The sequence below is a fragment of the Pseudomonas sp. TWI929 genome, from assembly GCF_039673335.1.
Classification (GTDB): domain Bacteria; phylum Pseudomonadota; class Gammaproteobacteria; order Pseudomonadales; family Pseudomonadaceae; genus Aquipseudomonas.
Map to the genome: position 1 here is coordinate 16,620 of NZ_JBDJLK010000031.1, position 13,890 is coordinate 30,509.

At 66.1% G+C, this 13,890-nt stretch carries 11 protein-coding genes; 3 read left to right on the top strand and 8 right to left on the bottom strand.

Going from position 1 to position 13,890, the window contains the following annotated elements; genetic code table 11:
- Positions 1-12 precede the first annotated feature (12 nt).
- On the top strand, positions 13-1,134 hold the full coding sequence (locus ABE456_RS14635) for a cupin-like domain-containing protein (RefSeq protein WP_346644560.1): 1,122 nt from the start codon (positions 13-15) through the stop codon (positions 1,132-1,134).
- Positions 1,135-1,213: 79 nt separating this feature from the next.
- On the opposite strand, the gene ABE456_RS14640 is transcribed toward ABE456_RS14635, so the two are convergent.
- From ABE456_RS14640 to ABE456_RS14675, 8 genes are all read right to left on the bottom strand, one after another.
- A complete protein-coding gene (locus ABE456_RS14640) occupies positions 1,214-2,605 on the bottom strand; it encodes an aspartate aminotransferase family protein (protein WP_346644561.1) in 1,392 nt (463 codons plus the stop codon).
- A gap of 214 nt (positions 2,606-2,819) precedes the next feature.
- On the bottom strand, positions 2,820-4,142 hold the full coding sequence (locus ABE456_RS14645; protein WP_346644562.1) for an ATP-binding protein: 1,323 nt from the start codon (positions 4,140-4,142) through the stop codon (positions 2,820-2,822).
- A complete protein-coding gene (locus tag ABE456_RS14650; RefSeq protein WP_346644563.1) occupies positions 4,139-4,822 on the bottom strand; it encodes a response regulator transcription factor in 684 nt (227 codons plus the stop codon). Before ABE456_RS14650 ends, ABE456_RS14645 begins: the two co-directional genes overlap by 4 nt.
- A gap of 122 nt (positions 4,823-4,944) precedes the next feature.
- Complete coding sequence (locus ABE456_RS14655) at positions 4,945-5,511, bottom strand: nucleotidyltransferase family protein (RefSeq protein WP_346644564.1); 567 nt, start codon at positions 5,509-5,511, stop codon at positions 4,945-4,947.
- Positions 5,508-6,479 carry an XdhC family protein gene (locus ABE456_RS14660; RefSeq protein WP_346644565.1) on the bottom strand — a complete coding sequence of 324 codons (972 nt, stop codon included), beginning with the start codon at positions 6,477-6,479 and terminating at the stop codon, positions 5,508-5,510. The genes ABE456_RS14655 and ABE456_RS14660 overlap by 4 nt, the downstream gene beginning before the upstream one ends.
- Before the next feature lie 3 nt (positions 6,480-6,482).
- Entirely contained in the window at positions 6,483-7,694 is a 1,212-nt protein-coding gene (locus ABE456_RS14665) for a cytochrome c (RefSeq protein WP_346644566.1), read from the bottom strand.
- A 2-nt stretch (positions 7,695-7,696) separates the two neighbouring features.
- Positions 7,697-8,233: a (2Fe-2S)-binding protein gene (locus ABE456_RS14670; RefSeq protein WP_346644567.1), complete on the bottom strand. Its 537-nt coding sequence runs from the start codon at positions 8,231-8,233 to the stop codon at positions 7,697-7,699.
- The gene (locus ABE456_RS14675) at positions 8,226-11,057 is read right to left on the bottom strand and encodes a xanthine dehydrogenase family protein molybdopterin-binding subunit (protein WP_346644568.1); all 2,832 of its coding nucleotides are present in this window, start codon (positions 11,055-11,057) and stop codon (positions 8,226-8,228) included. Before ABE456_RS14675 ends, ABE456_RS14670 begins: the two co-directional genes overlap by 8 nt.
- 280 nt (positions 11,058-11,337) lie before the next feature.
- Between ABE456_RS14675 and dsbD the strand changes: the two genes are divergently transcribed.
- A complete protein-coding gene (dsbD, locus tag ABE456_RS14680) occupies positions 11,338-13,053 on the top strand; it encodes a protein-disulfide reductase DsbD (protein WP_346644569.1) in 1,716 nt (571 codons plus the stop codon).
- Positions 13,053-13,889 (top strand): TlpA disulfide reductase family protein, encoded by an 837-nt coding sequence (locus ABE456_RS14685; RefSeq protein WP_346644570.1) that lies wholly within the window; start codon positions 13,053-13,055, stop codon positions 13,887-13,889. Before dsbD ends, ABE456_RS14685 begins: the two co-directional genes overlap by 1 nt.
- The last annotated feature ends 1 nt before the right edge of the window (position 13,890 follow it).

Below are 13,890 nucleotides of genomic sequence, written 5' to 3' on the forward strand. Positions count from 1 at the left end.
CAGAGGCACACCGTGGACCTTCAGAGCATCCTCAGCAAACTGTTCGCCAACGCCCATGCCGTCGGCATCGAAGGCGTATTCCAGTTCGTCTTCGGCCAGGACCAGGCGTTCTGGTCGGAGGTGCGCGACAGCAGCCGCACCGGCACCGGCCGGCACAGCGCCCCGGACGTCACCATCGAAGTGGCCGAGCGCGACTTCCTCGGCATCATGGGCGGCACCGCCAACGTCGAGGAGCTGTTCGCCAGCGCACGGCTGAAGATCACCGGCAACATGGGCCTGGCCACCCTGCTGCCGCAGATCATCAGCAATGCCCGCCGCGGCGCCACAGCGGCCAAGGTGTCGATGAACCAACGCTACCCTACCCCGGCACGCCTCAGCGAACGGGTGTCGGCCGCGCAGCCGGTGCAGCGCGAAGTGCAGCGCATTGCCCGCGCCGACATGCCGCTGGAGCGCTTCCAGAACGACTACCTGGTGCACGGCACGCCGGTGGTGATCAGCGATGCGCTGCAAGACTGGCCACTGTTCACCATGGGCCGCCAGGCCTCGCTGGAGCATTTCGCCGAATTGCAGGGCATCACCCGGCACGGCGACTACGTGAAGAAGACCTTCTCCACCGACCGCGATTTCCGCTCTACCTCCATGGCCGAGTTCATCGCCTCGCTGGACACCCCGGTCAAACCGGGGGAAACGCCGGCCTACATGGGCAACAACATCGTCCCGGAGAAGCTGCTGACGCTGATCCGCCACCCGCAGTACTTCAGCCGCGACAAGTTCATCGCACCGCGCATCTGGATCGGCCCCAAGGGCACCCTGACGCCGCTGCACCGCGATGATGCCGACAACCTGTTCGCCCAGGTCTGGGGGCAGAAGTCGTTCATCCTCGCCGCGCCGCATCACCGCCCGGCCCTGGGCACCTGGTCGACCAGCCCCAAGGGCGGCCTCGACGGCTGCGACTTCAACCCTGACGCGCCGGATTACCAGCGCTTTCCGGCGGCGCGCGAAGTGGCGTTTCTACGCGTGGTGCTGCAGGCCGGCGACCTGCTGTTCCTGCCTGAGGGCTGGTTCCACCAGGTGGAGTCGGTGAGCACCTCGCTGTCGGTGAACTTCTGGGTGAACTCCGGGCGCGGTTGGTAGCCACTAGGGCAGGTTGATTTGCGACGGACCGTCGATTGATTAGAAATAGCCGGGGCCGCTTTGCGGCCCCGGCAATCGGTCAGACCGCCGCGATCAACGCCTCGGCAAAGCGCTGCACCACTTCATCGACCTGCTCGCCACTGATGATCAACGGCGGCAGGAAGCGCACCACCGCACCATGCCGGCCACCCAGTTCAAGAATCAGCCCACGCTTGAGGCACTCACGCTGTACCTTGGCCGCCAGCTCACGGTTGGCTACCGGGTGGCCCAAGGCATCCCGCTTGCCCTGCGGGTCCACCAGCTCCACCCCAAGCATCAACCCACGCCCGCGAACATCCCCCAACTGCGGATAATCCCGCTGCAACTGCAACAGGTGCTGGCGCAAGCGCTGCCCCATGGCCTCGGCATGCTCGGCCAGGCGGTGCTCGACCAGGTAATGGATCACCGCCGAACCCGCCGCCATGGCCATCTGGTTGCCACGGAAGGTACCGGCATGGGCGCCCGGCTTCCAGGTGTCCAGCCAGTCGCGATAGACCACTACTGCAAGCGGCAAACTGCCGCCAATGGCCTTGGACAAGGTGACCACATCGGGCACGATGCCAGCGAGTTCGAAGGCAAACATCCGCCCGGTACGGGCGAAGCCGCTCTGGATCTCGTCGACGATCAGCGCCACGCCCGCCTGCTCGGTAATGCGCCGCACGCCCTTGAGCCATTCGATGTCGGCAGGAATCACCCCGCCCTCACCTTGCACCACTTCGAGGATCACGGCGGCAGGCAGCGGCACACCACTTTCCGGGTCGAGCAGCAGGTTTTCCAGGTAATGCAGGTTGGCCTTGACCCCGGCCTCACCACCCAGGCCGAACGGGCAACGGTAGTCGTACGGGTACGGCATGAACTGCACGCCGTTACCCAGCAAGGCGCCCAGTGGCTGCTTCGGCCCATGGCTGCCCATCAGGCTCAACGCGCCCTGGCTCATGCCATGGTAGGCGCCGTGAAAGGCCAGCACGGTGCTGCGGCCCGTGGCACTGCGCACCAGCTTCAGCGCTGCTTCCACGGCGTCGGTACCGGTCGGGCCGCAGAACTGCACCTTGGCTTCGCGGCGCAACGCCTCGGGCAGGATGCCGAACAGGTCCTGGACAAAGCGGTCTTTGACCGGGGTGGTCAGGTCCAGCGTGTGCAGTGGCAGCTCGTCGGCCAGCACGCGCTGGATCGCCTCGACCACCACGGGGTGATTGTGGCCCAGCGCCAGGGTGCCGGCACCGGCCAGGCAGTCGATGAACTGGCGACCTTCGACATCTTCCACATGAATGCCGCGGGCGCGCTTGAGCGCCAGCGGGATACGCCGTGGGTAGCTGCGGGCGTTGGATTCCTGTTGCTGCTGGCGTTGCAGCAACGGCGAATCGGTGAATTCGTACAAGGCCTGCGGCGCATTGGCCGGCAGGGCCTGGGCAAGGCTGGAAGCGGTGGACATGGGTGAATCCTCGCAAGCAAGCGTATGGGCGGTTGTCGCTTGGAAAACGCTTGAGTGCCTGGAGGATTTAGCGGTTGTTACTGGATTTTACTTTGCCTGCGCCGGCCTCTTCGCGGGTGAACCCGCTCCCACAGGGACCGCACCATGAGTGCAACCTGTGCAATACCTGTGGGAGCGGGTTCACCCGCGAAGAGGCCGGTACAGGCGATAAAGATCAATGCCCCGAACGCGCCGGCACCTGCAACAAGACCCGCAACCCATCGCTACGGCTGTCAAACCGCAGGCTCCCGGCACACCGCTGCACGATCGCCTGCACAATCGCCAACCCCAACCCGCAACCACCACTCTGCCCATTACGCCAGAAGCGCTCGGTCAAATGCTCCAGGTCCGCCTCGGCAATCCCCGGCCCATGGTCGCGCACCATGAAGCCCACTTGCCCGTCAGCCATTTGCACTTCCAGTTCCACCGCCTCATCGCCGCCATGGCGCAGGGCGTTATCCAGCAGGTTGCGCAGCGCTGCCACCGCCAGCGGTGCGGGCATGCCCAGGTAAATCTGCGTGGCCTCTTCAGGCAAGCGCAGCACGATGCGCCGGTTGTCACCACCACCGGCATCCTGCACCGCTTGTCGGGCGACCTGCTCGGCGCTGCATTGCACGCCATCCTCGAACGACAGGCTGCCCTCCACCCGCGCCAGCATCAGCAACTGCTCCAACGTGCGGTGCATGCGATCGGCGCCCTGCTCGGCATGCTCCAGCGCCTGCTCGCGTACCGCGCCGTCGGTCATGCGGGCCACCTGCAGGTGGGTCTTGATCGCGGTCAGCGGGCTGCGCAGCTCATGCGCGGCGTCGTCGGTCAGGCGCCGCTCACGCTCGATGGTCTGGGCAATGCGCAGGAACAGCTGGTTCTGGGTTTCCAGTAACGGCTGCAGTTCGCTGGGCATGCCCGATACCTGCAGCGGCTCGACACTGTCCGCACGCCTTCGGCGCAGGGCATCGCGCATGCGGTTAAGCGGCTCCAGGCCCTTGCCCAGGCCAATCCACAACAAGCCGAGGCTGCCGAGCAGGGCCATCAAGACCGGTGCCGAGGCCGCCAGCAGGATCGACTGGTTCAGCGCCTCGCGTTCCATGTGCCGGTCGGCGGTGGTGATGCGCACATCGCCATGGTTGTAGGTGAAGGTGCGCCACAACGCGCCGTCGATGGTCTGGTCACGAAAACCACTGCGCTCGTCGTCCATGGCGCCATCGTGCTTGTGGTTGCTGGCCAGGATCTCGCCACGCAGCGAGCTGACCTGGCAGGCCATGCCGTCTGGCACGCTGAACTGGTCGGCGGAAAAGTGCGCATCCTCGCCCTTGGCGGTCAATGGCTGCGGCAGCTGGTCGATCAGCCCGGCGACCATGCGCGCCGACGCTACCAGGCGCTGGTCGAGGGAAAACATCATTTGCTGGCGCAGGTCGCGCAGCATCCACGCGGCGGCCAGCACCCAGATGATCACGAAGGCGCTGCCCAGGATCAGGCTCAGGCGTACCCGCAGGCTCATGATGCGGCCTCTTCCGGTGCCTGCGCCGGGCCCAGGCGGTAGCCCAGGCCGCGCACGGTCTCGACAATGCCGTTGCCCAGCTTGCGCCGCAGGTGGTGGATATGCACGTTCAGGGCGTTGCTCTCGACTTCGTCGCTGAAGCCGTACACGCAGTCTTTCAGTTGCTCGCTGGACAACACCCGCCCGGGGTTCTGCAGCAGCGCTTGCAGCAGTGCCTGCTCACGGCGCGACAGGTCGACCGGCTGGCCAGCCAGGGTTGCCTCGCAGCTGCTCGGGTCGTAGCGCAAAGGGCCGTGTTCGATCACGTTCACCGCCCGCCCGGCTACCCGCCGCAGCAGGGTGTGCAGGCGTGCGGCCAGCTCGCGCAGGTCGAAGGGTTTGAGCAGGTAGTCGTCGGCGCCGGCCTGCAGGCCGTCGACCCGGTCGGTGACGGCATCGCGGGCGGTGAGCACCAGCACCGGCAGGGTCTCGCCTTTATCGCGCAGGCGGCGCAACAGCTTGAGGCCGTCTTCGTCAGGCAGGCCAAGGTCGAGGATCATCACGTCGAACTGCGCGGCCTGCAGCATCGCCCGCGCATCGGCGGCATTGCCCACCCGGTCCACGGTCAGGCCCTGAGCGGTAAGACCGGCGCAAATGCCGGCGGCGATCAGGTCGTCGTCCTCGCAGAGCAGAACGTGCATGGTTGGGGGCTCCCGGAGTGGTGTAGCTGGCATTGCACCTTGGGCAGATTAAGGGGGGATTATGGACCTTTTGTGGGGAAGGCATAAACCATCGGGCCAGCGCGGTCCCTTGTAGGACCGCGTCAGTCGCTCAGTACTTGCGGCGTATCTACATCCAGCAGAACCCCAGCATCCTCCACCTCAACCACCACACAACAATCCCGCTGCGCCTGCACCACCGCCCGCGCCCCTTCATCGCCGGCCAACAGCCCCAGCTCCGGCCAGAAATCGCGGCCGAAAATCACCGGATGCCCCTGCTGCCCCGCATGGCGCGGCAACACGATGCTTTGAGCGCTGGAAGCCTCAGCCAACCGGCGCAGGGTTGCCATCTCGATCCAAGGCATGTCACCCAGCAAGATCGCCACCGCCTGTGCCTGGCTGTCGCCCAGCGACCTGGCCCCGGCAGCCAGGCTATGCCCCATCCCCGACGCCGCATCCGGGCTGACGATGACCCGGCAATCACCAGGCAAGCCAAAATCCTCGCCCCACTCACCCGCGCGCAACACTACGCGCACATCATCGAACACCGCCCGCGCCCGCGCCACACTGTGCGCCAGCAGGCTGCGACCATCGGCCAGGGTCGCCCGGCGCTTGTCGCCACCGAAACGCGTGCCGCTGCCCGCTGCCAGCACCAGCGCGACCACGCTCACAGCGCCACCCGCTCAATGCCGTTACGCACCCGCAGGATGTCGGCCAACACCGCCAAGGCGATCTCCGCCGGGGTCTTGCTGCCCAGGTTGAGGCCGATCGGGGCATGGATGCGGCCCAGTTCGGCTTCACCCAGGCCGCCGATGCGCTGCAGGCGCTCACGGCGTTTGTCGGAGGTCGCCCGGGAGCCCATCACACCGATATAGAACGCCTCGGTGCGCACCGCTTCAAGCATTGCCAGGTCATCGATCTTCGGGTCATGGGTCAATGCCACCACCGCCGTGTCGGCATGGCAGCCACCATGAACGATGAATTCCGACGGCAGCTCGCGGCGCACTTCGATGCCGTCCAGGCGCACGCCATCGAGCACTTCATCACGCGGCTCGCAGAGGATGACTTCAAAGCCCATGCCTTTGCCGAACTCGGCACAGAAGTGCGCGACGCTTGAATAGCCGGCCAGTAGCAGGCGCTGGGCGGCGCCGACGCGCAGGCGCACACGGGCGCTTTCACGCTCGACACGTGGCCCCTGGCAGTGGTCATCGACAAGTTGGCGAGTCCCCTCGGGCAGGCGTACCTCACGCAACACCCGGCGCTGGCCCAGCAGTGCGCTTTGCAGCTCACGCAGGTGCGCCTGCACTTCACACTCGGCCGGCAGGTTCTCTACCAGTACTTCAAGCACGCCGCCACACGGCAGGCGAATGCTTGAACGCGGGTCGCTGCCATCGCCGTAACGCACGATGGCCACCGGTTCAGGGAATTCCCCCAGGGCCGCGCGCTCAAGGAAGTCATCCTCCACGCAACCGCCCGACAGCGAACCCAACCACTGGCCGCTGGCGTTCACCGCCAGCAGCGAGCCCGGCGCACGGGGCGCCGAACCGTAGGTGGCAAGTACTGTGCACAACCACACCCGCTGGCCGTTGCACGACCACTGCAAGGCCTGGCGGATCACCTGTAGGTCGAGATGTTGCACGCTTTACTCCGCCTTCAGCTCGGCGAGCTGCTGTACGCTCAGGTCACCGGGCAATCCACCCCAGGCCTGGCGCAGGTAGTTGACCATATCCGTCACTTGCTGGTCATCGAGCTTGCCGGCAAAGCCCGGCATCGGCTGCATGCGCTCGAAACCGGTGAACTGCTGTTCACGGATGCCTTCGCGGATGACCTTGACCAGGTTGCGCGAGTCGCCCTGGCGCAGCACCGTGTTACCGCGCATGGCCACGGCGATGTGCGGTTTGCCCTCACCGTCGACGCCATGGCAGCCGGCGCAGACGTTCAGGTACTGCTGGTGGCCACGCTTGGCGCTGTCGCTCATCTGCTCCAGGGCAACCGCCTGGATGGCCTTGGCCGGCGGTGGCTGGTCGCCGAGCAGGTAGGTGGCCATGGCCGCCAGGTCGGCGTCTTCCAGGTGCTGGGTGCTGTGGTGCACCACCGGGAACATCTCGTTGAACATGCTGCCCTGGGCGCTGATACCGTGCTTGAGGAAGGTGGTCAGGTCTGGCTGGGTCCAGCCGCGCTCGGCCAGGTCCTGGGCCAGCAGGCTCGGCGCCAGGTAGCCACCCAGCAGGCCACCACTCAGGCGTTGGTCCTGCTGCAGCGCACCGATCGGGTTGCGCGGGGTATGGCACTCGCCGCAATGGCCCATCACCTCGACCATGTACTGGCCGCGCTGCCAGGCTGGGCTTTTGCCTTCGGTTGGCTGCAGTTGCACGCTCTTGCCATACAGCATGTTCCAGCCGCTGAGCCCCAGGCGCACGTTGAACGGGAAGCTCAGTGCAGTCTGTGGTGCCGGGCGGTTGATCGGCGGGATGGTCATCAGGTAGGCGAGGATCGCATCCGAATCTTCGCGCTTGATCAGGTGGTACGAGGTATACGGCATCGCCGGGTAAAGGTTGGCGCCGTCCTTGCGCTTGCCCTCGGTGACCGCGGCGAAGAACTCGTCGGCACTGTAGTTGCCGATGCCGTACTGCTTGTCCGGGGTGATGTTGCTGCCATAGATGGTACCGAATGGCGAATGGATCGGCAGGCCCCCGGCAAACGGCGCGCCGCCTTCGGCAGTGTGGCAGGCCATGCAGTCGGCCGCGCGGGCCAGGTATTCACCGCGCTTGACCTGCGCCTCGTCGGCCGCCAGGGCAGCCGACGTGACAGCAACGCCGAGGGCCAGCGCCAATGCGCTACGTACGAAGCCCATGCTCAACCCTCCTTGACCAGGCCGAGGTCGTTGAGCACCGTGCGGGTGGCGTCGTAGTACCGCACATAGCCGGTGCAGCGGCAGATGTGGTGGCCCAGGCTGGCCTCGATGCGCGCCTCCACCTCGCTCTTCTTCAGCGGCTGGCGCTGGGCGGTTTCCACCAGCACGGTGGCGGCGTTGACGAAGCCTGGTGCGCAGTAGCTGCACTGGAAGGCGAACAGGTCGACGAACTTCTGCTGGATCGGGTTCAGCTTAAGGTTGCCGGCCTCGTCCTGCTTGGCATGGCCTTCGATGGTGCGCACCTTCTTGCCTTCGAAGTAGTGGGCGCCGGTGATGCAGGTGCGCACCTCCTCGCTGGTGCCGTCGGGGTTGTCGACGATTACCACGCAGGCATGGCAGATGCCCTGGCCGCAGCCCAGGCGCGAGCCGGTGAGGTTCTGGTGTTCATGCAGGTAGTCGATCATCGCCAGGTCAGCGGGGACCTCGACCGGGCCGACCGGTTGACCGTTGAGGGTCAGTTGCAGTGGACGGTTAGCCATTGAGGGCCTCCTTGATACGGGCTGGGGTGATGGGGAGATCGCGCACGCGCTTGCCGATGGCATGCGCGACGGCATTGCCGATGGCACCGACAACCGGGATCATCACCACTTCGGCGATGCCCTTGGACGGGTCGGTCGGTGACAACGGCGGGAGAATTTCGCTGGTCTGCTGCCACACCGCCACGTCGCGCGCATGCGGCAGGCGGTAGCGGTTGAAGTTCCAGTCGCCCTCCCCGGGCCCGCCCTCGTACAGCGGCATTTCTTCGGTCAGCGCGTGGCCGATGCCCATGGCGATACCGCCTTCGAGCTGGCCCTTGACCAACTCCGGCACCAGCACCCGGCCGCACTCGACCCAGCTGTGGTGGTTGAGCACCTGCACCTCATGGGTGCCCTTGTTGACCTTGACTTCGACAATGGTCGCCACCGGGCTGTAGTAGGTAACCATGGCGTTGTTCAGCTGGGTGTCAGGGTAGGCGGCGTTCTGCCGGTCGAGCAGGTGGTAGCCGTGGCTGCTCATCTGCGCTTTCTTGGCGTTTACCGCGCCATCGCCGTATTTCACCGCCACCGCGTCGAGCGGGAAACGCTCGCGCACGCCGTCGATGACGAAGTCGGCCTCGGCCCAGCTCCAGCGGTTGAAGCCATGCACGCTCACACCGGTAACCAGACCCATGTCGTGGGCCTTCTGCGCCAGCTGGGCGAACGGGATCGGCGCCAGGCCGTTGCCGGTCAGCTCACCGTTAACCCACACCGCGTTCTCGCGGCGCACCACCAGCGGGTTGGCCTGGCCGCCATACGGGCCCTGGCTCCAGATGGCCATGGCCGCCGGCCACAGGCCGTGGTTGAACAGCACCCGCGCCGCTTCGCGGGTAGCATGGCTGAAATAGAACGCCGAGTTGGTCGCCGACGAAGGCGACGCCAGCTTGCCGACCCAGCGCGGGTTACGCAGCGCGGCGTCCTGCTCGGGCTGGCTGATCAGGTAAGGGTTGCCGCTGGTAGTCAGTTGCAGCTCTGGCCATTCGGTGACTGCGGTCTGTATTGCGTCGGCCGAGCGGCCAAGGAAATCGCTGACCACCAAGGCCTGCGAAGTGGACATGCCGGTACCCAGCTCGGTGCCGATGTGGCGCAGGCTGATGCGCCCGTCGCGGTTGAACTCGACGCTGGCCATGGGCGCTTCAGAGCCGGTGCCGAAGTCCTTCTGGCAGATGGCAAAGCCCACGCCGTACCAGTGGTCCGGGTCCTGCGCGTCCATCTGCTGCTTGCGCGCCTCGCGGTTGCGCCACCAGTCGTGCACGGCGGCCTTGTCGAGGATCTCGTACAGGCGTAGGGCACCGGCCGGGACCGCGCCCTGGGTGTTCTTCATGCCCGATTTCAGTGCGTTGGCGCGGCGCAGGTCGATGGCATCGACGCCCAGCCGGCCGGCGATCTCGTCGACCATCATTTCGGTGGCAGCCATGGTCTGCAGGGTGCCATAGCCGCGCATGGAGCCGGCCTCGACGCCACGCGAATGGTAGGCGGTAACTGACAGGTCGTTCTGCGGCATGTAGTAGATCGACTGCGCTGCGGTGGCACCCACCGCAGCCACCGACGGGCTGTAGTTGATGCGCCCGCCGCCGTCGCAGCTCATGTCGGCACGGAAGATCTTGAAGCTGTTGTCCTGCTTGTCCACCGCCAGCTGGTAGCGGATATCGAAGGCGTGGCGCTTGATGCCGCTTTGGAACTGCTCGTAGCGGTCGTTGGCCAGGCGGATCGGTACGCCTGCACCGTACAGCGCGGCCACGGCAGCGTAGAAGACGAAGATATTGTTGTCTTTCGAGCCGTAGCCCACGGTGTAGCCCGGGTGCATGTTCAGCGTGTTCAGGGCGAAGCGCGACGGCTTGATCATGTGCACGCATTCCTGCGCCACTTCGAACGGGCACTGGGTGGCAACCACGAAGTGCAGCGTGCCGCTGGCCGGGTCGTACCAGCCGTTGCCGTTGTCCGGCTCCAGCGCGGCAGGTTCGATGGACGGCGTCTTGTAGCGCTCGTCGAACACCAGCCAACCCTCGGGCGGGTTGTCCAGCTGCTCGGCCATGCGCTTGGCGTAAAACAGCCCCTGCTCGGTCAGGTCGCCGTGCTGGTTGGGCTCCTTCGACCACACCGGTTTGCGGTTGAGGATGGTCGGGAACAGCATGGAATTCTTCAGGCTGGAGAATTCATCGTCGTCGAACGGCGTGGCGCCGCCCACACGCACGAAGCGGAAGCTGCCGTAAGGGTCGCGCTGGTACAGCGGCGCCTGGGCGCCGTAACGGATCGCCTGGTCGTTGAACTGCAGCTTGCGCTTGGCCTGGCGAAAGCGCTCGAAATCGTGCCAGATCAGGATCGCCACCGGGTGGCCGATGAACATCGGCACCTTGCCGGGCGGCAGCAGCGGGTCGGGCGAGTGGGCTTCGGGCCAGGCGATGCCGTCCCGCTCCAGGTCGGCGGCAGTGACGATGCGGTCCGGCTGCAGGTCGGCGCCAAGCAGGCTGAGGTCATGGCCGGCATAGATGCGGTCGGCCTTGGTCGCCTTGAGCAGCAGCGCATGGCCCTGCTGCGCCGGCCAGCCGGGCATGTCCTTGGCGCGGATGTCGCGGGCGAACACCTTGTCGCCGCAGACCTTGGACAGCGCGTCGTTGCGGAACCGCGCCTTGCCGTCATGGTTCATCCACTTTTGCGGCGCGGTGGTGACGCGTTCCTCCATCAGCGCGGCGAAGGCCTGGCTGCCAAGTGGCGCCATGGTTACGCCGACACCAGCGATCAGGCCACCTTGCAAGAAGGCGCGCCGGGAAATATCACGGTTGGACATGCTTGATCCTCTGGGCAGCAGGGGGTCTGCCCATTTTTTGATTCTTGTGCGGGGGACTCGGAAGGGTGAGAACCTTGTCACGCGAGTCAGTAAAAACTGACCTGTGCGTCAACTTTACAACAAGAATATGGGCATAGGCAAAGTCAAGCCGACAATATGTCTCAGTGTGTCTAGGCCGACGTGCGGGCAGCAGGACTTTGTATCCGCAGGAAAGGGTTAACCTTGGGTTAATCGACCCCAGCCAGCATGGCCCCATTCCGAGATCTGCCAAGGCGAAGACATGCGCGTACTTTTGCTCTTCCTGACATTGATTCTGGCCGGCCCGTTGCAGGCCAATCCATTCGATGTAAAACCCGAATTCCTGCCGGTAAACCAGGCTTTCGTGCTAAGCCACGACCGCCAGGCCGACGGCCAGATGCGCCTGTATTTCCAGATCAAACCTGGCTACTACCTGTACCAGAAGCGCCTGAAGTTCGACGGCCTGCCTGCCGAACAGCACCCGCAACTGCCGGCGGCACTCAACCACCATGACGAGTTCTTCGGCGACAGTGCGGTGTACCGCGACCAGCTTGAGCTGTTGCTCCCCGCCAATGCCCAGGGCCAGTTGCGCCTGGGCTGGCAGGGCTGTGCCGACGCCGGCCTGTGCTACCCGCCGCAAACCACGCTGATCGACCTGGGCGGCAGTGTGGCGCCTGCGGCCGAACAAGCCAGCGATCAAGCCCTGGCCAGCGGCCTGCAACAAGGCCACCTGGCCTGGAGCCTGCTGGCGTTCTTCGGCCTTGGCCTGTTGCTGGCCTTTACCCCCTGCTCGCTGCCGATGCTGCCGATCCTCGCCGGGTTGGTGCTGGGCAATGGCGCCAGTGCCCGGCGCGGTTGGCTGCTGGCCGGGGTTTATGTGCTGAGCATGGCCCTGGTGTACGCCGCCCTAGGTGTGGTCGCCGCGCTGCTGGGCGCCAGCCTGCAGGCCTGGCTACAGCAACCCTGGCTGCTGGGCAGCCTGGCGGCGCTGTTCGTGCTGCTGGCCCTGCCGATGTTCGGCGCCTTCGAATTGCAACTGCCCGCCGCCCTGCGTGACCGCCTTGATCGCGCCGGGCAAGGCACCCGTGGCGGCAACCTGTATGGCGCGGCGCTGCTCGGCGCGCTGTCCGGCCTGCTGATGGGCCCGTGCATGACCGCGCCTTTGGCAGGCGCATTGCTGTACATTGCCCAGAGCGGCGACGTATTGCAGGGTGCACTGGTGCTGTTCAGCCTGGGCCTGGGCATGGGCGTGCCGCTGCTGTTGCTGGTGACCCTGGGCAACCGCTACCTGCCGCGCCCGGGCGCCTGGATGAACCGGGTCAAGGGCGTGTTCGGCTTCGTGTTCCTGGGCATGGCGCTGTACACCGTGCGCAGCCTGCTGCCCGCAACCTTGCTGCTGGCCCTGTGCGGCGCCTTGCTGATTACCCTGGCCTGGGCCGCCTGGCCGGCCCTGCAGCGCCTGCCAGCGTTGCGTGCAGTACCGCTGCTGGGGGCCCTGTGGGGTGGCCTGTTGCTGGTAGGCGCGGCAGCGGGTGGCGACGACCCTTGGCAGCCGCTGCGCCCGTTCACCGGTGGCGGTGTTGCGCCAGCCACCGGTCAGCACGCCGAAGACAGTTTTGTCACCGTCAGCCACCCCGAAGACCTGCAACGCGAGCTGGATGCGGCCAAGGCCCGTGGCCAGTGGGTAATGCTCGACTACTATGCCGACTGGTGCGTGTCGTGCAAGGTCATGGAAAAACAGGTGTTTGCTCGCAGCGACGTACAGGCTGGCCTGGCCGGCGTGCACCTGCTGCGCCTGGACGTGACCGCTGACACCCCGGCCAGCAAAGCCCTGCTGCAGCGCTACCAGGTACCCGGCCCGCCCAGCATCATCTGGATCGGCCCGGAAGGCGAAGAGCGCCGCGCGCGGCGCATCACCGGTGAAGTGGATGCGGCCGCGTTCCAGCAACACTGGGCCCAGACCAGGAGCCAAGGCTGATGCTGACCGTAACCCTGGGGCCACTGACCATGGCCCTCAACCACCTGCTGATGCTCAGTGCCCTGGTGATCGCCAGCGTGGTTGGCTGGTGGGTCGCCCGGCGTGGCGGCGAGAGCCCGGAATCGGCACTGTTCAACCTGTTCCTGATCGGCCTGCTGTGCGCCCGTGCCGGCTTCGTGCTGGCCTACTGGCCGATGTACCGGGACGACCCCGTGCAGGTCATCGACATTCGTGATGGCGGCTTCCTGTTCTGGTCGGGCCTGGCCGGCATCGTGCTCGGTGCCCTGTGGCAGGGCTGGCGCCACCCAGGCCTGCGCCGCCCGTTGGGCTGGGCGCTGTTCAGCGGCGCGTTGTTCTGGGGCCTGGCCAGCCTCGGCGGGCACCTGTACAGCAAGGGCACCGAGCTGCCCGAACTGAGCCTGCGCAATGCCGGCGGCCAACCGGTGGCGCTGCACAGTTACCGCGGCAAGCCACTGGTGATCAACATCTGGGCCACCTGGTGCCCGCCCTGCCGGCGCGAGATGCCGGTACTGCAACAGGCGCAAAGCGACTACCCGCATGTGACCTTCCTGTTCGTCAACCAGGGCGAGACCCCGGAAAACGTCAGCACCTTCCTCGCCACCACCGGCCTGAGCCTGAGCCATGTGCTGTTCGACGGCACCGGCCTGCTGGCCCAGCGCGTCGGCTCCATGGCCCTGCCTACCACACTGTTCTACGACGCCGACGGGCGGCTGGTCGGCAGCCACCTCGGCGAGCTGTCCCGGGCCAGCCTGCGCCACGCCTTGGAACCTTTCGACCGGGCCAGCGCGCCCGCCCCTGCCTCACAAGGAAACTGAC

Bases quoted from the DNA above. Each gene is read 5' to 3' on its own strand.
- ABE456_RS14650 (WP_346644563.1), bottom strand. From the start codon at position 4,822: ATGCACGTTCTGCTCTGCGAGGACGACGACCTGATCGCCGCCGGCATT.
- dsbD (WP_346644569.1), top strand. From the start codon at position 11,338: ATGCGCGTACTTTTGCTCTTCCTGACATTGATTCTGGCCGGCCCGTTG.
- ABE456_RS14645 (WP_346644562.1), bottom strand. From the start codon at position 4,142: ATGAGCCTGCGGGTACGCCTGAGCCTGATCCTGGGCAGCGCCTTCGTG.
- ABE456_RS14665 (WP_346644566.1), bottom strand. From the start codon at position 7,694: ATGGGCTTCGTACGTAGCGCATTGGCGCTGGCCCTCGGCGTTGCTGTC.
- ABE456_RS14670 (WP_346644567.1), bottom strand. From the start codon at position 8,233: ATGGCTAACCGTCCACTGCAACTGACCCTCAACGGTCAACCGGTCGGC.
- ABE456_RS14685 (WP_346644570.1), top strand. From the start codon at position 13,053: ATGCTGACCGTAACCCTGGGGCCACTGACCATGGCCCTCAACCACCTG.
- ABE456_RS14640 (WP_346644561.1), bottom strand. From the start codon at position 2,605: ATGTCCACCGCTTCCAGCCTTGCCCAGGCCCTGCCGGCCAATGCGCCG.
- ABE456_RS14675 (WP_346644568.1), bottom strand. From the start codon at position 11,057: ATGTCCAACCGTGATATTTCCCGGCGCGCCTTCTTGCAAGGTGGCCTG.